Raw genomic sequence first — 20,480 nt, forward strand, 5'->3', positions numbered from 1 at the left:
TTGTCGCCGAGGGCCAGCACCGGTGTGCTGGCCCTCGGCGTGAAGGCTGGCCCTCGGTGCTGACGGCTGGCCCTCGGCGTGAAGGCTGGCCCTCGGTGTCGGAGCTCGGGCGGCGCGTCAGCGGACGTAGGCGGCCAGGTGCTCGCCGGTGAGGGTCGACCTGGACGCCACGAGGTCCGCCGGGGTGCCCTCGAAGACGATCCGTCCGCCGTCGTGGCCGGCACCGGGGCCGAGATCGATGATCCAGTCGGCGTGGGCCATCACGGCCTGGTGGTGCTCGATGACGATCACGGACCGACCGGAGTCGACGAGCCGGTCCAGCAGCCCGAGCAGGTGTTCCACGTCGGCCAGGTGCAGGCCCGCCGTCGGCTCGTCCAGCACGTAGACACCGCCGGTGTTCCCCATCTGCACGGCCAGCTTGAGCCGCTGCCGCTCGCCGCCGGACAGGGTGGTCAGCGGCTGCCCGAGGGTGATGTAGCCCAGGCCGACGTCGGCCAGCCGGGCGAGGATCGCGTGGGCGGCCGGTACCCGCGCCGTCCCCGCGCCGAAGAAGTCCACCGCCTCCTGCACCGGCATCGCCAGAACCTCACTGATGTCCCGGCCGCCGAGGTGGTACTCCAGCACGGACGCGTCGAACCGCCGGCCCTCGCACACCTCGCAGGGCGTGATCACCCCGGCCATCATCGCCAGGTCGGTGTAGATCACGCCGGCGCCGTTGCAGTTGGGGCACGCGCCCTCGGAGTTGGCGCTGAACAGTGCCGGCTTCACCCCGTTCGCTTTCGCGAACGCCTTGCGGATCGGGTCGAGCAGGCCGGTGTAGGTGGCCGGATTGCTGCGCCGGGAGCCGCGGATCGCCGTCTGGTCGACCGCGACCACCCCGTCCCGCTTCGACACCGAGCCGTGGATCAGCGAGCTCTTGCCCGAGCCCGCCACGCCGGTCACCACCACCAGGACGCCGAGCGGGATGTCCACGTCGACGTCCTTCAGGTTGTGCAGGGACGCCCCGCGCACCTCCAGCACCCCGGACGCGCTCCGCACCGACGCCTTCAGCCGCGCCCGGTCGTCGAGGTGGCGACCGGTGAGGGTGCCGCTGGCCCGGAGGGCGTCCACCGGCCCCTCGAAGACCACCTCGCCGCCCGCCGTCCCGGCCCCGGGGCCCAGGTCGACCACGTGGTCGGCGATCGCGATCACCTCCGGCTTGTGCTCCACGACCAGCACGGTGTTGCCCTTGTCGCGCAGCTGGAACAGCAGCTCGTTCATGCGCGCGATGTCGTGCGGGTGCATCCCGATCGTCGGCTCGTCGAACACGTAGGTGACGTCGGTGAGCGACGAGCCGAGGTGCTTGACCATCTTCGTGCGCTGCGCCTCGCCACCCGACAACGTCCCCGCCGGGCGGTCCAGCGACAGGTAGCCGAGCCCGACCTGCACGAAGGAGTCCAGGGACTCCCCCAGCGCCGTCAGCACCGGGGCGACGGACGGGGCGTCCAGCCCCCTCACCCACCGGGCGAGGTCGCTGATCTGCATCGCGCACGCGTCGGCGATGCTGAGGCCGTCGATCTTCGACGACCGCGCCACCTCGTTCAGCCGGGTGCCGTCGCACTCGGGGCAGGTGGTGAAGGTGATCGCCCGTTCGACGAACGCCCGGATGTGGGGCTGCATCGACTCGACGTCCTTCGACAGCATGGACTTCTGGATCCGCGGGATCAGGCCCTCGTAGGTGATGTTGATGCCGTCGACCTTGATCTTGGTCGGCTCCTTGCGCAGCAGGTCGTCGAGCTCGCGGCCGGTGTACTGGCCCAGCGGCTTGTCCGGGTCGAAGAAGCCGCTGCCCATGAACACCCGGCCGTACCAGCCGTCCATGCTGTAGCCGGGAATGGTCAGCGCACCCTCCCGCAGCGAGCGGGTCGGGTCGAACAGGGCGGACAGGTCGAAGTCGCTCACCGAGCCCATGCCCTCGCACCGCGGGCACATGCCGCCCTGCACGCGGAACTCGCGGCGCTCGACGGTGCGACCCTCCCCGCGCTCGATCTTCAGTGCCCCCTTGCCGGTGACGCTGGCGATGTTGAACGAGAACGCCTGGGACGAGCCGATGTGGGGCGTGCCGAGCCGGCTGAAGACGATCCGCAGCAGGGCGTTGGCGTCGGTGGCCGTGCCCACGGTCGAGCGGGGGTTCGCGCCCATCCGCTCCTGGTCGACGATGATCGCCGTGGTCAGGCCGTCCAGCACGTCGACGTCGGGACGGGCGAGGGTGGGCATGAAGCTCTGCACGAAGGTGGAGTAGGTCTCGTTGATCATGCGCTGCGACTCGGCCGCGATCGTGGCGAACACCAGCGAGCTCTTGCCCGAGCCGGAGACGCCGGTGAAGACGGTCAGCCTCCGCTTGGGCAGGTCGACACTGACGTTGCGCAGGTTGTTCTCCCGCGCCCCACGCACCCGGATGAGGTCGTGGCTGTCGGCGGGGACGACGGACGATGCGGTGGCGGCTCGGGTGGTCATTCTGGCGATCGTGCCACGCCGGGCGGCGCTTGCACAGTGGAGGGCTTCCTCCCCGTGCGGCTCCGCACGAGGTTGCGCGAGCCCGTCCCGGCGACCGGCGGCAGGGCGTAGGTTGGCTCTCACCAACGCCGGAGGGATGAGATGGACCCGATCCTCGCCGTCCTGGTCGTCGTCGTGATCGTCGGCGCACTGGGCTGGTGGCTGCTGCGCCGCCGGCGTCCCGAGCCGGTCGAGGACGAGTGGGTGCTGCCGCCGGAGTCCGGCGCCGCGCCCCGGCGGTCCGTCCCGCAGGTGCTCGACCGGGACGCCCTGCTGAACGTCGACCGCGCCCTCGACCCGGCGAAGTGGGACAACTCCCCCGACGCCGACGCCGATGGCGACGGGCCCGGGGCAGAACCGCCGCAGGTGCTCGACCGGGACGCCCTCCGGCGCCGCGCGGCCGGAGACCCCGATCCCGGCGATGCCGGCGAAGAGGGCGGCACCGCCCGGTGAATCGCGGCTCCACGGCCGCCGGCCCGGTGTGGCGCGCGACGGCCCTCCTCGTCGCGCTGCTGATCGTGCTGTCCGGCTGCACGCCGCCGGCCCCGACCCCGTCCGTGACCACGCCCGCCCCGTCCACTCCGCCCTCGTCGCCGTCCCCCTCACCCACCCCCACGCCGACGCCGGCGGCGCCGGCCCAGTCGGTCGTGTTCGGCAACCCGTGGTCGGACGACCAGGACGAGGTGCACGCGGTGGTCGACTCCGCGCTGCGGATCATTGACGGGACCCCGGCCGGGGAGACCCTGACCCTGACGATCTTCAACCTCACCTATCCCCCCGTCACGCGGGCGCTCACCCGGGCACACGAGCGCGGCGTCCACGTGCACGTGGTGATCAACGAGGTCATCTCCCGCAAGCGCGAGGTGCGGCGGCTGCGCGCCGTGCTCGGCACCCGGACGTCCGGTGACTCGTGGCTGGTCGTGCGACGTGGCGGCGTGCGGATGCACTCGAAGTTCCTGCTGTCCTCGCACAGCGACGGGCACAACTGGGTCTCGTGGGTGTCCTCGGGCAACATGACGAACGCCGACGGGGCGTACCAGGTGAACGAGTCGCTGACCACGACGGGCGACCGGGAGCTCTACCGGTTCCTGCTGGCCCAGTTCACCATGCTGCGCCGGGGCGTCACCGATCGCGCCGAGCTCGGCCGCACCGCCACCACGCCCACCGTCGTGGTGCGGACCTTCCCGATCCCCACCGGGGGCAGCGCGAACGACCCGGTGGAGGCGCTCCTTCGGGACGTGACCTGTCGCCACGGGGACGACCGGACGGTCGTGCGCGCCGCCCACCTGCTGTTCATGGCCGAGCGGATCTGGATCGCCCAGCGGCTGCGGGAGCTCACGTCGCAGGGGTGCGACGTGCGGGTGGTCGGGCACATGCGCGGCTGGGAGCGGGCGGTGACCACCGAACTCACCCGTCCGGGACGGGGGCGTGTCGACCTGCGCTCGGCCCAGGGGACGATCCTGCACACCAAGATCACCAGCGTCACCGGCTGGGACGCCTCCGGCCGGCCGATCGAGAAGGCGATCGTCGGCACCCACAACCTCAGCGGGCGGGCCCTCACCTTCACCCCGGGCAAGGGCGTCAACGACGAGCTCGCGCTCGAGGTCACCGACCCCGATGTCGTCGGGGCCTACAACGCCTTCGTCGACCGGGTGATCGCGCGGCACAGCGCCCCCGTCCGCTGACTCCGGGAGCCGGGGACGCGCTACTCCGGAGCGCCGGAGCGCAGGATGGACGACATCTTCCGGCCGCGGGCGAGCTCGTCGACGAGCTTGTCGAGGTAGCGGACCTTCTGCATGAGGGGATCCTCGATGTCCTCCACCCGCACGCCGCAGACGACGCCGGTGATCAGCGCGGCGTCGGGGTTCAGCGCGGGCGCCTCGGCGAAGAAGGTCTCCACGTCGGCCCCGGAGGCGATGACGCGCTCCAGCCCGGCGGCGTCGTAGCCGGTGAGCCAGGCGATGACCTGGTCCACCTCTTCCCTGGTCCGGTTCCTGCGCTCCGCCTTCTGCACATAGAGCGGGTACAGCCCGGCGAAGCTGGTGCGGAAGATGCGGTGCGCCATGGCGTCCTCCCTTGTCGGGGCGCCACCGGACGGCGCGACCCGCCGCCACCCTGCCATCCCCCGTGCCCCGCTGCCAAGCGCGGGACGCCGCTCAGGCGCGCGGGGTGAAGATGTGCACCCGCGTGCCGATCGGGGTGTGGCGGAAGATCCAGATCGCGTCCGACAGCGAGCCCACGTTCACGCAGCCGTGGCTCGACCCCGCGTAGCCCACGCTGTGGAAGCCCGGCGAGTAGTGCACGTACATGTCCGGGTAGAACATCACGCTGTAGGGCATGGCCCCGGAGCCGTAGTTCTCCGACTTCGGGTCGACCTGCTTGTCGTAGACCCGCCAGGTGCCGTTCGCGGTGGGGAAGACCCGCCAGGTGCCGGTCTTGGGGTGGGAGTTGTAGCCACCCAGGCGCACCTTCACGGTCCGCACGACCTTGCCGTCCCGCATCCAGAACAGCCGGCGGTGGCCCTGGTCGACGCAGATCACGATGCCCTTGGTGAGGCACTTCCTCGGCAGCTCCACCGGCCGCGCCGGAGCCCTGGCGGCCAGCGCCAGCCACGTCGCGCGCGTCGCCACGCCGGTCGGCTTCAGGCCGCGGGAGCGCTGGTAGTTCAGGACGGCGTTCACGCCCGCCACCGTCATCCGTCCGGTGACGGCCCACGGGTGGAGGTGGACCTGCTTCAGCTTCTTCTGCAGCAGTGCGGCGCACGGGCCGCCCGACCCGGGGCCGACGGCCACCGACAGGCAGCGCCGGAACGCCGCGCGTTCCTTCTTCCCCAGCCCCGCGAGCGGGTCGACCGGTGGCGGCTCCGGGGTGGGCGGGGCGGCGGACGGGCCGGGCCCGGCCGGCGACGGCGCACCGGTGGACGGCGTGGACGGCAGTGAGGTGAGCAGGGTCGCCGTCGGGGACGGGACGGGCGCGGTCGCGACGGCACCCCCCGTGGGGACGGCCGCAGCGGCTCCGCCCGCAGGGGCCCAGGCGTTGGCGAGCAGCGCCACCAGGACGCCCACGGACACGGTCGCCAGTGCCCGGCGCGGCGCGGACCGCGGGGCGCTCGGCTGCGTCCGGCTCATGGCGTCCTCCCGGGCGGACGGTGGATCGGCATCCCATCGTACGGCCGCGGGACCCGTTCCCTCCGGGCCGTCCCGCCGGCCGGGTCGGCACCGCGCGGGTGCCCACGGCGTCCCGGTCGCCCTGCACATTTGCCCACGGACGGCCCGCGGGGGACCCGATCAGGCTGATCCGACGCTCATCGGCTCGAATGCCGAGAGCCGATGTTCGGATGTTGAGAGCCTTTTCCCCACCGGGGGTCTAGATTGTCTCAATCCTCTGCCCCGGGAATTCCCTGGGCATGGCCCAATCGAAGAGGGAACGCATGAACATCACTTCGCGCACCGCCCGCGCGGCCGCCGGGATCCTCCTGGCCGCCGCCCTGGCCGGCTGCTCGGGGCAGGCCCCGAGCGCCTCCACCTCAGCCAGCGCCGGTGGCGGCGCTGCCGGCGGGGACTGGATCCTCGGCACCACCGAGACCGTCACCGCCCTCGACCCGGCCGGCGCCTACGACGTCGCGTCCTGGAACCTCCAGTACTCGCTGTTCCAGCAGCTGATGGTGATTCCGGCGAACGGTTCCACCGAGGCGCCGGACGCCGCGTCGAGCTGCACCTACGGCGACGCCAAGACGGTCACCTGCACCCTCCAGTCCGGGCTGAAGTTCTCCAACGGGCACGACCTGACCTCCTCCGACGTCAAGTTCTCCTTCGAGCGGAACATCAAGATCGCCGACCCGAACGGCGCCTCCGTGCTGCTGAGCAGCATCTCCAACGGTGACGAGAAGGCTCCGGCGCTGGCCGACGGGGCGATCGAGACCCCGGACGCGACCACCGTGGTGTTCCACCTGAACAAGGCCGATCTGACCTTCATCAAGGTGCTCACGACCGCCGCGGCGTCCATCGTGGACGAGGAGGTCTTCCCGGCCGACAAGCTGCTGGCCGACGACCAGGTGGTCGGCTCCGGCCCGCTCATGCTCGAGTCGTGGACCAAGGGCGACCAGGCCGTGTTCAAGGCCAACCCCGCCTACACCGGTGACCGCAAGGCGCAGTCCGCGCAGGTGTACGTGAAGTACTACAAGGACGCCAGCCCGCTGCGCCAGGCCGTCGAGAACAACGAGGTGGACGTCGCCTGGCGCGAGCTCACCCCGACCGACTACGCCGACCTGACCAGCAAGGGCGCGCTCGACGTGATCCAGGGCGAGGGCTCGTCCTTCCGCTACTGGGTGTGGCAGCTCGCCACCGACGCGGGCAAGCAGAAGGCCGTCCGCCAGGCCGCCGCGTACCTGATCGACCGTGAGGCCATCGCCAAGGACTCCTACGACGGCACCGTCACCCCGGCGTACTCGATCGTCCCCGCCGGCTTCGCCGGCCACAAGGAGTCGTTCAAGGACGTCTACGGCGCTGCCCCCGACGCCGACGCGGCCAAGAAGGTGCTCGCCGACGCCGGCATCGCCACCCCGGTGAAGCTGACCATCGGCTACACCGACACCCACTACGGCCCGAACGCGGTGGACGAGGCGACGCAGCTCGCCGAGCAGCTCAACGCGTCCGGCCTGTTCGACGCCAAGACCGATCACGCCGAGTGGACGCAGTACCAGACGCTCTACAAGCAGAACGCGTACGACCTGTTCATCCTCGGCTGGTACCCCGACTTCCTGGACGCCGACAACTACCTGTCGCCGTTCATCGTCGACGGGGGCTTCTTCAAGAACCACTACTCCAACGCTGAGGTGAACAAGCTCGTCGAGCAGGAGGTGGGCGAGACCGACACCGCCAAGCGCGAGCAGGTCATCGGCCAGCTCCAGGACCTCACCGCCCAGGACGTGCCGCTGATCCCGTCGTGGAACGGCAAGAACGTGGCCGTGGCGAACAAGACGATGGTGGGGGTCAAGGACACCCTGGACCCGACCTACATCTTCCGCCTCTGGTCGATCAGCAAGAAGGCCTGACCACGCCGTCCGTCGTCCCCGGACGCCCGCTCCCCGCTGAGGGGGCGTCCGGGGCGGCGACGCCCGATCCCAGAAAGGGACCCGCGTGACCCGCGGTTCACTTCCCCGCTACATCCTCGCCCGCATCGGCCTCATCATCCCGATGATGCTGGTGCTGCTCACCATGGTGTTCCTGCTGCTGCGGGTGGCACCCGGTGACCCCGTCAGCGCCGCCGTCGGCGGCAAGCTCGACCCCGCGGTGATCGAGGCCCGCAAGGACGCGCTGGGCCTCAACCGGCCCCTGATCGTGCAGTACTTCGAGTACCTGTGGCAGGTGGCCCGGCTCGACTTCGGCCAGACGATCTCCGACAACCGGCCGATCCTCGAGATCATCCGCGACAACGGCGGCGCCACCCTCACTCTCACCATCGGTGCGTTCCTGATCGCGCTGGGCATCGGCATCCCGCTGGGCCTGGCCGCCGGACGGGCGCGCGACTCGATCCGCGACGTGGTGATCCGCGTCTTCGGCGTGGTCACCTACGCCGCCCCCATCTTCTTCGTCGGCCTGCTGATGCAGATGTTCATCGCCCGCCCGCTGGGGCTGCCGACCTCCGGCATCGCGAACCCGCGCACCCAGTTCACGGTGGCGACCAAGCCGATCACCCACATCCTGCTGGTGGACGCGGCCCTCCAGGGCAACATGGCCGCGCTCGGCGACATCCTCGTCCACCACATCCTCCCCTGCCTCACGCTGGGACTGCTGATCTGCGGGGTGTTCATCCGGCTGGTCCGGGTGAACCTGCTGCAGACGCTCCAGGCGGACTACGTCGAGGCCGCCCGCGCGCGCGGCATCCCCGAGCGCCGGGTGGTGCGCGAGCACGCGTTCCGCAACGCGCTCGTGCCGGTCGTGACCGTCGTCGGCCTGCAGGCCGCGATGCTGCTGGGCGGCGCGGTGCTCACCGAGAACACCTTCAACTGGCCGGGGCTGGGCACCCAGCTCGTGCACTACATCGAGGCCCGTGACTACATCGGCGTGCAGGGCCTGGTCACCTTCTTCGCCGTGGTCGTGGTGCTGATCAGCCTGGCCGTGGACATCATCAACGCGCTGATCGACCCGAGGGTGAGGTACTCATGAACACCCCGTGGAGTTCTTCTCCTCCGCTCCGCTCCCCCGAACAACTCCGCGGGGGCCCCGAGTGAAGACCCTCCTGGCCCCGTTCCGCACCACCACCGGGCTGGCCCGGTGGCTGCTCGTCTCCGGCCTGGTGCTGGTCGGGCTGTTCGTCGTGCTCGCCGTCTTCGCACCGTGGCTGGCTCCGTACGGCTTCGCCCAGAACTCGGTGGACGGGGTGAAGTTCGTCAAGCTCTCCCCGCCCGGTCCCGGCCACCCGTTCGGCACCAACGACCTGTTCTACGACGTGCTCAGCCGGGTGATCTGGGGGGCCCAGACCGCGTTGCTGGTGGTGCTGCTCTCCGTCCTGCTCTCCGCGCTGATCGGGGTGCCGCTCGGACTGCTCTCCGGGTACGTCGGCGGCTGGACCGACCGCGTCCTCGTCCTGATCATGGACGCGCTGTACGCCTTCCCGTCCCTGCTGCTGGCGATCGTCTTCTCGTTCCTGCTGAAGAACGTGCTGCCCAGCGGGGTGGTGGCCGCGGCGCTGTCGCTGACGGTGATCTACATCCCGCAGTACTTCCGGGTCGTCCGCAACACGGCGGTCAGCGCCCGCGAGGCCACCTACGTGGAGGCAGCCCGGGCCCTCGGCGCGCCGAACAGGACGATCATGGGCCGCTACCTGTTCAGCAACGTGATCCAGTCGGTGCCGGTGATCGGCACCCTCAACGCCGCGGACGCCATCTCGACGCTGGCCGCCCTCGGCTTCCTCGGCCTGGGCATCCAGCCGCAGGACGCCGCGGAGTGGGGCTTCGACCTCAGCCGTGCACTGGACGACGCCGCGTCCGGAATCTGGTGGACCGGCCTGTTCCCGGGCCTGGCGATCGTCCTGCTGGTCACCGGCCTGACCCTGGTGGGCGAGGGACTGAACGAGACGGTGAACCCGACCCTGCGCAAGCGCCGGTTCGCCACGGTGACCCTGCCACCCAGGACGTCGCCCGACGCCAAGGCGGTGGTCGCATGAGCGAGACGGTGATCGACGCCACCGGCCTGCGGATCTGGTACGGCACCCCGCGCGGTCCGGTGCGCGCGGTGGACGGCGTCTCCTTCTCGGTCGGACGCGGCGAGATCCTCGGGCTCGTCGGCGAGTCCGGCTGCGGCAAGTCGACGCTGGGCCGCGGCCTGCTGGGGCTGCTGCCCGAGGGCGCGCGGATGGACGGGCGCCTCGACTTCCAGGGCGAGGACCTGCTGGCGATGTCGGCCAAGGAGCGGTTCACCCGGCGGGGACGGGACCTGGCGATGATCTTCCAGGAGCCGCTCACCCGCCTGAACCCGCTGATGCGGATCAGCGAGCACTTCACCGAGACCCTGCGCACCCATCACCCGAAGATGTCGCCGGCCGAGATCGAGACCCGCTCGCTCGACGTGCTGCGGCTGATCGGCATCCCGCCCTCGCGCTGGAAGGCCTACCCGCACGAGTTCTCCGGCGGCATGCGCCAGCGGCTGATGATCGCGCTCGCGCTGGTGCTGCGTCCGGCGTTCGTGGTGGCCGACGAGCCCACGACCGCGCTCGACGTGCTCGTCGAGGCGCAGATCATCAAGCTGCTGCACGACCTCCGCGAGAACTTCGACACCTCGCTGCTGCTGATCACCCACAACCTCGGCATCATCGCCGAGGCCTGCGACCGGGTGGCGGTGATGTACGCGGGCAAGATCGTCGAGATCGGCGACGCGCGGACGGTGTTCGCCGACCCCCGGCACCCCTACACCCGCGAACTGCTCCGCTCGACGATCACGCTGGCCACGGACGGCCTGCACTCGATCCCCGGCGCGCCGCCGGACCTCGTCTCGCCGCCGTCCGGTTGCCACTTCCACCCCCGCTGCCCGGACGCGATGACGGTCTGCCCGCTGCGCGAGCCGGCCATGCTGTCCCGCGACGGGCGCCCGGTCGGGGTGGGCACGAACGACGTGGCCTGCTGGGCCGCCAACCCGGCCGGCCTCTCCGAGGCCGAGCGGGCCCCGCTGGCGCGAGAGGAGCTGTCCGTTGCCGACGAAGCCTGACACCGGCGACCCCGTCCTCCAGGTCGACGACCTGAAGATCCACTTCGCGCTGCGCGGCAGCGGGCTGGCCCGGCTGCTGGGCCGCGACACCGGCACCGTGAAGGCCGTGGACGGGGTGAACCTCGATCTCGAGCGCGGGGAGGTGCTGGGCCTCGTCGGCGAGTCCGGCAGCGGCAAGACGACCCTCGGTCGCGCCATGCTCGGCCTCGTCCCCGCGACCGGCGGCAGCATCCGCCACCACCCGGGCGACGGCTCGCCGACCACCGACATCGCGGGCCTGCGGGGAGCCGCGCTGCGACACCGGCGCACCCGGCTCCAGATGGTCTTCCAGGACCCGCACGCCGCGCTCAACCCGTCCATGGACATCGAGACGGCGGTCGGGCACCCGCTGGTGATCCACAAGCGGGCCTCCGGTGCCGACCTGCGGGCCCGGGTCGTGGCGGCGCTCGAGCGGGTCGGTCTCGCACCGGCAGAGCAGTTCCTCGGCAAGTACCCCTCGGACCTGTCCGGCGGCCAGAAGCAGCGCGCGGTGATCGCGCGGGCGATCATCCTCGACCCCGAGGTGCTGATCGCGGACGAGCCGGTGTCGATGCTCGACATGAGCGTGCGGGCGAAGATCCTCCAGCTGATGCTCGACCTGAAGGACCAGCTGGGCCTGACCTACGTCTACATCACCCACGATCTCGCGACCGCGAAGTTCTTCTGCGACCGGGTGGCGATCATGTACCTGGGCCGGGTCGTCGAGATCGGCCCGACCGAGGAGATTTTCGCCAACCCGCGGCACCCGTACACGCAGGCGCTCCTGCGGGCGATCCCCGACATGGACCCGAACACGCCCTTCGCGCGCGACCTGCCGCGTGGCGAGATCCCGGACGCGGCGCGCCCGCCGCGGGGGTGCTCGTTCCACCCGCGCTGCCCGCTGGCCACCGCGACCTGCGGGTGGGAGCCCCGCGACCTGAAGGCGCTGGTGGAGGAGCACTGGACGCGCGTGCCGGTGGCGCAGTACGAGCGCGAGCACGCGCTGGTGGGCGGCCTGGCCGACCTCGACCACAGCGAGGGACGCGCGGTGGTCACGCCGCGCGGAGGCACCGTCGCCGACGTCGAGGCGATGTTCGACCGCATCCGGACGGAGAACTCCGCCGAGCCGCTGTGGCGCGGCGTGGCGTCGACGACCGCGACCGCGGAGGGCCTGGTGTTCGAGTTCGTGCCGAGCGACGAGGTGCTGCTGCGGGCCTCCGGCCCCAGCGAGGTCGCCTGCGTGCTCTACCCGCCCGAGGGTGCGGCCGCGCACACGTAGTCGAGGAACGCGGGGTCATCGGACGCCAGCCGGCCGACGACGTCCCCGCGCTCAGGCCGGCGGCAGCTGGTAGCCGGGGGTCGACAGCGACAGCGCGACCTCGTCCTCGGTCATGTCGGCGGGGATCTCCTCGAACAGGGGGGTCGAGAGGTAGCGCTCGCCGGTGTCGGGCAGCATGCACAGCACGACCGCGCCCGGCTCCGCGCGCTCGGCCACCTGCCGCGCCACCGCGAAGGTCGAGCCGCCAGAGATGCCGGTCAGGATCCCCTCCCGCGCAGCCAGCTCGCGCGCCCAGCGGATCCCGTCCGCCCCTGCCACCGGGACCAGCTCGTCGACGTAGTGCTCGTCCAGGGCCTCCTGGAGCACCTTGGGGATGAAGTCGGGCGTCCACCCCTGGATCGGGTGCGGCTCGAAGGCGGGGTGACCGGACGCGGGCGCGCCGTCCGCGTCGCGTGGCTGCGGTGTGCCGCTGCCCACGAGCCGGGCGTTCGCCGGCTCCGACAGCACGATCCTCACCTCCGGACGCTCGCGTCGCAGCACCCGGCCGACGCCGGTGACCGTGCCGCCGGTGCCGTAGCCGGTGACGAAGTAGTCCAGTCGCGACCCGGCGAAGTCGTTGACGATCTCGCGCCCGGTGGTGGCCTCGTGGATGTCGGCGTTGGCCTCCGTCTCGAACTGGTGGGCGAGGAACCAGCCGTGGGCCTCGGCGAGCTCGACGGCCTTGCGGTACATGCCGAACCCCTTCTCGGCCCGCGGTGTGAGCACCACCTTCGCGCCCAGCATGCGCATCAGCCGCCGCCGCTCGACGGAGAAGCTGTCGGCCATGGTGACCACGAGCGGGTAGCCCTTCTGCGCGCACACCATGGCCAGGCCGATGCCGGTGTTGCCGCTCGTCGCCTCCACCACGGTCTGCCCGGGTTGCAGGGTGCCGCGGCGCTCGGCGTCCTCGATGACGCTGATCGCGAGGCGGTCCTTGACCGAGGCGAGCGGGTTGAAGTACTCCGCCTTCACGTAGATCGTGACGCCCTCGACGCCCAGGTTGTTGATCCGCACCACCGGGGTGTCGCCAACCGTCTCCAGGATGCTGTCGAAGCGCCGGCCCCGACCCTGTGTGGTCCTCGTCGTCGCTGGTGTCGCCATGGGAGCCCCCGTCCTCGCCGGTGTGCCGGGCACCGTCCCCGGCCCTCTTCCCACCTAACGCCCCGCAGCGGGGGGACCTCCATGCGCACCCTTGCCTACGAGGGCCCCTGCGGACGGGTCAGTCGACCAGACCCGCTGCCAGAGCTGCCGGGGCTGAGGGCGCCAGCGGAAGGCGCTGGAGGAGCACGGCGTGCACCGAGTGGTAGAGGTCCGGACGGCCGGGCCACACCGTGCCGGCCGGCCGGTTCTCGCCGTCGAGCTCGTGCACCCAGGCGCCGTCGGCGCCGATGAGGTAGCGCTGCGCGTAGTCCCAGCACCGCCGGTACCAGTCCTCGTAGGCGTCCTCGCCGGTCACGCGGGCCAGCGCGGCCGCCGCAGAGATCGCCTCCGCGACCACCCAGTGCATGCGCTGGGTCACCACGGGACGGCCCTCCCAGTCGGTGGTGTAGACGAAGCCGTCGGCGCCGTCGGCATGCCAGCCGTCGGCCACGGCCCGGGCGAACAGCTCCTTCGCCCCCTCCAGCAGGCCGGACGGCGCGGCGTCGCCGAGCGCCGCCCGCACGTGCAGGGCGAGCCGCGCCCACTCCAGACCGTGCCCGACCGTCGCACCGTAGGGCTCGAACGGGTGGTCGGGCTGGTCGCGATGGTGCTCCAGCAGTGGGGTCCACTCGTGGTCGAAGTGCTCCGGGATGCGCCACTGGTTGCCGGCCGCCCACCCGAGGACGGTCGCGGTGATCCGCCCCGCGCGCTCGCGCCAGCGGACGTCGCCGGTGGCGTCGGCCGCGGCGAGGAGGGCCTCGACCGAGTGCATGTTGGCGTTGACGCCGCGGTAGCCGGACACCGTCGCCCAGTCCTCGCTCGCCGAGTCGAGGTGCAGCCCTGGACCGTCCTCCCAGAACCGCCGGTCGAGCACGGCCAGGGCCTCGTCCAGCAGCGCGCGCGCCCCGGGCAGGCCGGCCACGGCCGCCGAGGCGGAGGAGAACACCACGAAGGCGTGGGCGTAGCCGGCCTTGGTGCCGTCCCGCTCGCCGGGACGGGGCCCGACGCTGGCGTACCAGCCGCCGTGCGCGTCGTCGTGCAGCGGCCCGGTGAGGCCCTTCAGCGCGGCCGCGGCGAGGTCGCGGCACCCCGGCAGCCCGGCGAGGTGGCCGAGGGAGTAGACGTGGAGCATCCTCGAGGTGATCCAGGTGTGGACCGGCCGCGAGGGGTCTGGCACCCCGCCGTCGCCCAGGTAGTGGGCGCCGCCGTCGGGGTGCGGGAAGCGCCGGGCGAACCGCAGCTGGGCCGCCAGCTGCTCACGCAACCACCCCTGGTGATCGGGCAGCCCGATCCACCTCGTCCCCGTCATCGGGTCCTCCCATCCTGCGACCTGCGTCCTGCGGACCATCTTGGCCCCATTCCCGCCCGTCCGCCTGCATCCCCGGTGATCGTGGATGGCCGCCCGGGCCACAGCAGCGTCGCCGCGACAGGGGGACGCCGCTCAGTGACGGGCGAAGTACCAGTGGTCGAAGGCGCCGGACAGCTCCAGGAAGGACGCGTCCAGCCCGGCGTCCGTCCCGGGCCGGGGCTCCACCGTGCTCACCGTCGCCGGCCGCCACAGGTCGCGCACCTGCGCCACGCTCGCCCCGTGCAGGACGGCGGACGCCTGCACGCAGGCCCCTCGTGCGGTCGCCTCGGGGGCGTCCACCGTGGTCACCGCCTGGCCGCAGCGGTCGGCGATGAACTGGCGGTAGGCCAGCGAGCGCGCGCCACCGCCGACGGCGAGGACCCGCCGGGTGATCGGCTCGCCGGCGAGTTCCTGGAGCGTCTGCATGCCGCGCACCATCCCCTGCACCACGCCGTCGTACGCCGCGCGCGCGAGGTCCTCCCGCGAGGTGTCCGAGCGCAACCCGGCCAGGACGCCGGCCGACCCGGGACGCATCGGGCTCCGCTCCCCGTCGAGGTAGGCGAGCAGCACCGGCGCCCCGGGGGCAGCGGCGAGCGCGAGTTGGTCGAGCCCGTCCAGGTCGGTGCCGAGCAGGTGGGCGAACCGGTCGGTGACCTTCGTGCAGTTCAGCGTGCAGACCAGCGGCAGGTAGCCGCCGGTCGTGTCGCACACGTAGTCGACCGACCAGCTCCGCCGCGCGGGCAGGTCCGCGGGGGTGAAGACGACGCCCGAGGTGCCGAGGCTGAACGCCACCTCTCCCCTGGCCAGGCCCATCCCGACGGCGGCCAGGTGCTGGTCACCTCCTCCCGGCCCGACGACCACCGAGTCACCGAGCCCCAGCTCCGCGGCGACGGCGGGCAGCACCCGTCCCGCCGGCGCCTCGGGGCCCAGCACCGTGGGGAACGCCGACTCCCAGTCCACCGCGTCGCTGACGTGCGTGGCGAGCAGGTCGGCGCGGAACCGGCCCTGGTCGGCGGAGTAGAACCCGGTGCCCGACGCGTCGGACCGGTCGGTGACGTGCGCGCCGGTGAGCGCGAAGGTCAGCCAGTCGTGCGGCACCATCAGCCGCCGGATGCGGAGCAGGTTCTCCGGCTCGTTGCGCGCCACCCAGGCCAGCTTCGCGATCGTCAGCGCCGGGTTCAGCGGGAGCAGCACCTCCTCGACCCACGACTCCTGGCCCCGCTCGGCGAGCAGGCGCTCCACGTCGGGGGCGGAGGTGGTGTCGTTCCACAGCTTGACCGCCCGGATCTCGCGGTCGGCGTCGTCGAGTGCGACCAGCCCGTGGCACTGCGCGCCGACGCTGATCGCGCTGATGCACGACGCGTCGCGGCCGGCGTCGGAGCAGGCGAGCGCCAGCGCCCGCCGGAAGGCGTCCCACCAGTGCGCGGTGTGCTGCTCGCTCACCGGCGGCGTGGTCGGGGGGTGCGGCGCCCGGCCGGTTCCCAGCAGGACGCCGCTGTCTGCGTCCCTGAGTTCCACCGTGCAGGACTGGGTGGAGCTGTCGACTCCGGCGACGACGGGCATGGTCGGTGGATCCTAGTCGGGCAGGGGGGCCGGCAGGGAGCCCATCGCGTCCGGCAGCCCCTCGAGCTTGCCCACGGCCCCGAGCGGGTGGGTGAAGACGACCTCGGACCAGGTGTACCCCCGCATCCGCATCAGCGCGACGGCGAGGCAGTCGCCCCAGACCGCATGCATCAGGGTCGAACCCATCGCGATGAGGTTGCCCGGGTCCACCTGGTCGCCCACCCCGAAGACCTGGACGTGGTCGGACAGCCGCGCCAGCTGCGATTCCGGCTCGCTGGTGAGGGCGACCACCTTGACCCCGCGCTCGCGGGCACGCGCGCACAGGTTGTTGATCTCGTCGGACTCCCCGCCCTTGGAGATGGCGATCAGCACGTCGCGCTCGCGCAGCGCGCCCATCGTGCCGTGGAGGGCGTCCGAGGGTTGCATGAACACCGACGGCGTGCCGCTGACGGAGAACAGGTGGGCCATCCTGCGGGCAATGGTGCCCGAGGTGCCCGAGCCCGTCACGAACACCTTGCCCGTGCAGCCGTAGAGCAGCGCGACGATGTCGTCGGTCACGTCGTCGAAGACGTCGACGACGGCCTGGACGGCGCCCGCCTCGATCGCGATCCGCTCCCTGGCGAGGCCGAGGAATTCCTGGTTCATGATTCCTTTCCGTTCTGTCGGGGCGGCCTCAGGCCGCTTCCCATGCGCTCTGCCGCAGGCCCTGGACGGTGAGGTCGGACGCGGCGACCTCCCGGCCGTCGCAGGAACCGAGCACGAAGGTGACCACCTCGTCCGCGACCTCGAGGATCTCCTCCTCCTCGCTGGACACCATCACCACGGCCAGCCCCTCGTCGTGGGCCAGGGAGCGCAGCAACTGGTGGATCTCGGCCTTGACGCCGATGTCGACGCCCTTGGTCGGCTCGTCCAGCAGCAGCACGCGGGGCTTCTGCGCGAGGGCCCGGGCGAGCAGGACCTTCTGCTGGTTCCCGCCGGACAGCGTGACCACCGGTGCGTGGATGTCGCCCCGGATGCCGAGCTGGGTGAGGAGGTCCGTGGCGACCGCGCGGAGCCGACGGTGGTCGAGCAGGCCGCCGCGGGTGTACTGGCGCACCACCGGGAGCACCACGTTGGTGATGGAGGTGAGGCCGGGGACGATGCCGTCGATCTTGCGCTCCTCCGTGAGGTACACCACGCCGTGGCGCTGGGCGTCCGCGGGGCCGCCCGGCCGGTAGTCCCGGTCGAACAGGCTCACCGAGCCGCCGGAGGTGGGCAGGAGCCCGACGAGCGTGCGCAGGAACTCGGTGCGACCGGAGCCGACGAGCCCGTAGATCCCGAGAATGCGGCCCTCCCTCGCCTCGAGGTCGACCCCCTTGAGCTGGTCGTTGCGCAGCCCTCTCACCGAGAGGGCGACGGCATGCTCGCCGGCACCGGCCCCGGTGGCCAGACCGGTTGCGGCCGGCACCCGGCGCTCGGGGAGTTCCGAGCCGGCGATCGCGGTGATCACCTCGGACCGGTTGACGCGGTCGGTCGGGCCCTCGATCTGCACCCGCCCGTTCACCAGGGCGACCACCTCGTCGGAGATCGCGAACAGCTCGTCGAGCTTGTGGTTGATGAACATGATGCCCAGGCCCTCGTCCGTCGCCAGGCCCCGGACGAGCCGCAGCAGCGGCTCGACCTGTTCACCCTCCAGGCTGGTGGTCGGCTCGTCGAGCAGCAGGAACCTGGCGTTCCTCGAGGTCGCGATGGCGATCTCCAGCAGCTGGCGGGTGGCCACCGGGTAGTCGCCGACCCTGCGGGTGGCGTCCACCGGGATCTGGAACCGGTCGATCAGCGCCTGGGCGGCCTCGCGCATGGCCACCTTGTCGAGCCGGCCGCCCCGCCGGAGCTCACGGCCGAGGAACGTGTTCTCGGCGACCGTGAGGTTGGGCAGGAGCGACAGCTCCTGGTAGACCGTCGAGACGCCGGCCTGGATGGCCGTCGCAGGTGAGTGGAACGACACTCGTTCGTCGCCGAGGAAGAGCTCGCCGCCGTCGGGCTGGTAGGCGCCCGAGAGCACCTTCAGCAGCGTCGACTTGCCGGCCCCGTTGTGCCCGACCAGGCCGACCACCTTGCCGGCGGTGACGGTCAGGTCGACCCCGTCGAGAGCGGGGACGCCGGCGAAGAGCTTGCGGATCCCGACGGCGCGCAGCACGTCAGCCACGTCGCCCACCTCCTTGTCTCACCTGCGACGGCCCGTCCGGATCAGCCGACGAAGCCCGCGCCCGGGGTCTCGGGCTTGACGAACATCTTCAGCGGACGCAGGATCTCGGGCTGCACCTCGCCGCCGCCCTTCCAGCCGGAGATCTGCTGGACGACGCGGCGTCCGTAGTCCTCGGGCTCCTGGGCCACGCACGCCGGGTAGGAGTCGGTCAGCGGCTCCTCGGCCGCGCAGAAGCCGTAGACCTTCACGTCCTTGCCCTCGGTGGCCTGGATGGCGCCGTAGGCTGCCGGGCCGGTGGAGGCGAAGATGACGTTGATCTCGGGGTGGCCCTGCATCATCTCGGAGGTGACCTTCAGCGAATCGTCCGGCTTCACGTTGCCGTCGACCTTGGCCACGACCTTGGCGTTGGGGTTGGAGCTCATGCCCTCGGTGAAGCCCTCGTCGCGGATCACGACCGGGCGCTCGTCCGGCTCGGTGACGAACCCGATGTTGAGGGTGGCGTCCGCGCCGAGGTCCTTCAGGATCTGCTCTGCGGTCTGCTGGCCGCCGGCCTTGTTGTCCGCGCCGAGGTACTGCATGATCGTCGCGCCCTGGGCCTTCAGGGCCTCCTCGTCCACGATCACGTTCACCGTGAACACCGGGACGCCGGCGTCGTTGGCCGCCTTGACGATGGCGGCGGCGGGCTCGGACTTCACCGCGTTGAGCGCGAGCGCGCACGGCTTCTTCTGCAGCATCGCCTGCACCTGGGCGAGCTGGTTGGCGTCGTCGTCGTTCGCGACCTGCACCTCCACCTTGAACCCGGCGGACGCGCCCTCCTCCTCGAAGCCCTTCTTCATGGCCACGTAGTAGGGGTTGGTCAGGTTCGGCAGGGCGACGGCCAGGTAGGGCTGGGCGTCGGAGCAGGCCGCGGGCTTGGCGGCGCCCGCGGCCGTCCCGCTCGCCGGGGCCGAGCTGGCCGCCCCTGTGTTGAGGCCGCCGCACCCGGCGAGGAGGACCGCCAGCGCGGCGGCTCCCGTGATGGCAGGGATCTTCCAGTTCAGCATCTTTGCTTCTCCTATCGGTTGTGTTGCTCGCCCCGGGTGACCCCTGGGCTGTCGAGGGACGGGGAGGGGCCTGCGGCACCCTCCGGTGCGGGGGGCGGTGGGGCAGCGGCGGGGGCGAACAGGCGCCGGAGGCCCTCGGCGAGGGTGATGCGGCGACGCATGGCGTCGAGGCTCACGCCGAGGAGGATGATCACGCCGATGACCAGGGGCTGCCAGAAGCTGTCGACGCCGACGACGTTCATGCCGTTCGACACCGTGGCGATCAGGATCGCGCCGAGCAGGGCGCCCACGATCGTGCCGATGCCGCCGAACAGGCTGACGCCGCCGACCACCGCAGAGGCGATGCTGTAGAACTGCTCGTTCCCCGAGCCCGCGGTGGGGTAGCCGACCATCAGCCGGCTGGTGGTGATGACGCCGCCGATGCCCGCGCAGATGCCCGAGATGGCGTAGACCATCAGGATCTTGCGCCCGATGTTCACCCCGGCGAGGCGGCTGGCGTCGGCGTTGCCGCCCACGGCGTAGATGTGCACGCCGCTCGGGGTCTGGCGGAGGATCACGATGAAGACGGCGGCGGCGATCGCCAGCATGATCACCGGGATCGGGATGCCGTACAGCGAGCCGCGTCCGAACACCGCGAACATCGGGTCGGCCACGGTCACCGAGCGCGCCCCGGTCAGGATCTGCGGGATCGCGGCGGAGATGCCGTAGGTGGAGAAGGTGACGATGAACGGCGGCAGCTTGACGAAGTGGATGATCGCGCCGTTGAAGAGGCCCACGAGCAGGCCGACGACCACCGCGACGATGCCGGCCAGCCACCACGGGGCGCCCAGCTGCATCGAGATCGCGGCGAGCATGCCGGTGAGGGCGATGTTCGAGCCGACGGAGAGGTCGATGCCGCCGGTCAGCAGGACGAAGGTCTGGCCGAGGGCAAGGAACGCCACCACCGTGCCGTTGAGCATGAGGACCTGGATGTTGCCCAGGGTCATGAACTCCGGCGACAGCATCGACATGACCAGGGCGACGAGGACGAGCACCCCGAAGATGCCCATCTCCTCCGGCAACCGACGCCGTTTCGCCATTCCACCGCTCCTCCACCTCGAGGGTCCGACCTGACGAACATAGGCCT

17 protein-coding genes are annotated in these 20,480 nt (G+C 71.6%); 7 read left to right on the forward strand and 10 right to left on the reverse strand.

Going from position 1 to position 20,480, the window contains the following annotated elements; translation table 11 throughout:
* Nucleotides 1–117: 117 nt before the first annotated feature.
* Entirely contained in the window at nucleotides 118–2,496 is a 2,379-nt protein-coding gene (locus ACFQQJ_RS16285; RefSeq protein WP_377108157.1) for an ATP-binding cassette domain-containing protein, read from the reverse strand.
* Nucleotides 2,497–2,637: 141 nt separating this feature from the next.
* Between ACFQQJ_RS16285 and ACFQQJ_RS16290 the strand changes: the two genes are divergently transcribed.
* Entirely contained in the window at nucleotides 2,638–2,988 is a 351-nt protein-coding gene (locus ACFQQJ_RS16290) for a hypothetical protein (protein WP_377108159.1), read from the forward strand.
* The gene (locus ACFQQJ_RS16295) at nucleotides 2,985–4,220 is read left to right on the forward strand and encodes a phosphatidylserine/phosphatidylglycerophosphate/cardiolipin synthase family protein (protein ID WP_377108160.1); all 1,236 of its coding nucleotides are present in this window, start codon (nucleotides 2,985–2,987) and stop codon (nucleotides 4,218–4,220) included. The genes ACFQQJ_RS16290 and ACFQQJ_RS16295 overlap by 4 nt, the downstream gene beginning before the upstream one ends.
* 20 nt (nucleotides 4,221–4,240) lie before the next feature.
* Here the strand turns inward: ACFQQJ_RS16295 and ACFQQJ_RS16300 are convergent, their stop codons facing one another.
* Both ACFQQJ_RS16300 and ACFQQJ_RS16305 read right to left on the reverse strand, forming a co-directional pair.
* Nucleotides 4,241–4,600 (reverse strand): DUF2200 domain-containing protein, encoded by a 360-nt coding sequence (locus tag ACFQQJ_RS16300; RefSeq protein WP_377108161.1) that lies wholly within the window; start codon nucleotides 4,598–4,600, stop codon nucleotides 4,241–4,243.
* A 91-nt stretch (nucleotides 4,601–4,691) separates the two neighbouring features.
* On the reverse strand, nucleotides 4,692–5,663 hold the full coding sequence (locus ACFQQJ_RS16305; protein WP_377108163.1) for a L,D-transpeptidase family protein: 972 nt from the start codon (nucleotides 5,661–5,663) through the stop codon (nucleotides 4,692–4,694).
* Nucleotides 5,664–5,965: 302 nt separating this feature from the next.
* On the opposite strand from ACFQQJ_RS16305, the gene ACFQQJ_RS16310 reads away from it, so the two are divergent.
* From ACFQQJ_RS16310 to ACFQQJ_RS16330, 5 genes are all read left to right on the forward strand, one after another.
* A complete protein-coding gene (locus ACFQQJ_RS16310; RefSeq protein WP_377108165.1) occupies nucleotides 5,966–7,588 on the forward strand; it encodes an ABC transporter substrate-binding protein in 1,623 nt (540 codons plus the stop codon).
* Between the two features lie 85 nt (nucleotides 7,589–7,673).
* Nucleotides 7,674–8,702, forward strand: a complete 1,029-nt coding sequence (locus ACFQQJ_RS16315; RefSeq protein WP_377108166.1) for an ABC transporter permease — start codon at nucleotides 7,674–7,676, stop codon at nucleotides 8,700–8,702.
* A gap of 61 nt (nucleotides 8,703–8,763) precedes the next feature.
* Nucleotides 8,764–9,702, forward strand: a complete 939-nt coding sequence (locus ACFQQJ_RS16320; RefSeq protein WP_377108167.1) for an ABC transporter permease — start codon at nucleotides 8,764–8,766, stop codon at nucleotides 9,700–9,702.
* Nucleotides 9,699–10,739 (forward strand): ABC transporter ATP-binding protein, encoded by a 1,041-nt coding sequence (locus tag ACFQQJ_RS16325; RefSeq protein ID WP_377108169.1) that lies wholly within the window; start codon nucleotides 9,699–9,701, stop codon nucleotides 10,737–10,739. Before ACFQQJ_RS16320 ends, ACFQQJ_RS16325 begins: the two co-directional genes overlap by 4 nt.
* A complete protein-coding gene (locus ACFQQJ_RS16330; protein WP_377108170.1) occupies nucleotides 10,723–12,036 on the forward strand; it encodes an ABC transporter ATP-binding protein in 1,314 nt (437 codons plus the stop codon). Before ACFQQJ_RS16325 ends, ACFQQJ_RS16330 begins: the two co-directional genes overlap by 17 nt.
* A 51-nt stretch (nucleotides 12,037–12,087) precedes the next feature.
* Here the strand turns inward: ACFQQJ_RS16330 and cysK are convergent, their stop codons facing one another.
* The 7 genes from cysK to ACFQQJ_RS16365 all read right to left on the reverse strand — a co-directional run bounded on the left by cysK (nucleotide 12,088) and on the right by ACFQQJ_RS16365 (nucleotide 20,433).
* The gene (gene cysK, locus ACFQQJ_RS16335) at nucleotides 12,088–13,176 is read right to left on the reverse strand and encodes a cysteine synthase A (protein WP_377108172.1); all 1,089 of its coding nucleotides are present in this window, start codon (nucleotides 13,174–13,176) and stop codon (nucleotides 12,088–12,090) included.
* Nucleotides 13,177–13,294: 118 nt separating this feature from the next.
* A complete protein-coding gene (locus tag ACFQQJ_RS16340) occupies nucleotides 13,295–14,524 on the reverse strand; it encodes an AGE family epimerase/isomerase (protein ID WP_377108174.1) in 1,230 nt (409 codons plus the stop codon).
* A 132-nt stretch (nucleotides 14,525–14,656) separates the two neighbouring features.
* Entirely contained in the window at nucleotides 14,657–16,126 is a 1,470-nt protein-coding gene (locus ACFQQJ_RS16345; RefSeq protein WP_377108175.1) for an FGGY family carbohydrate kinase, read from the reverse strand.
* A 12-nt stretch (nucleotides 16,127–16,138) separates the two neighbouring features.
* The gene (locus ACFQQJ_RS16350; RefSeq protein ID WP_377108177.1) at nucleotides 16,139–16,771 is read right to left on the reverse strand and encodes an SIS domain-containing protein; all 633 of its coding nucleotides are present in this window, start codon (nucleotides 16,769–16,771) and stop codon (nucleotides 16,139–16,141) included.
* Between the two features lie 28 nt (nucleotides 16,772–16,799).
* Entirely contained in the window at nucleotides 16,800–18,311 is a 1,512-nt protein-coding gene (locus ACFQQJ_RS16355; RefSeq protein ID WP_377108179.1) for a sugar ABC transporter ATP-binding protein, read from the reverse strand.
* A gap of 41 nt (nucleotides 18,312–18,352) precedes the next feature.
* Nucleotides 18,353–19,354 (reverse strand): substrate-binding domain-containing protein, encoded by a 1,002-nt coding sequence (locus tag ACFQQJ_RS16360; RefSeq protein WP_377108180.1) that lies wholly within the window; start codon nucleotides 19,352–19,354, stop codon nucleotides 18,353–18,355.
* 11 nt (nucleotides 19,355–19,365) lie between these two features.
* A complete protein-coding gene (locus ACFQQJ_RS16365) occupies nucleotides 19,366–20,433 on the reverse strand; it encodes an ABC transporter permease (protein WP_377108181.1) in 1,068 nt (355 codons plus the stop codon).
* Between the last annotated feature and the right edge of the window lie 47 nt (nucleotides 20,434–20,480).

This window comes from Propionicimonas sp. T2.31MG-18, from assembly GCF_964266745.1.
In the GTDB taxonomy this organism is placed as follows: domain Bacteria; phylum Actinomycetota; class Actinomycetes; order Propionibacteriales; family Propionibacteriaceae; genus Propionicimonas.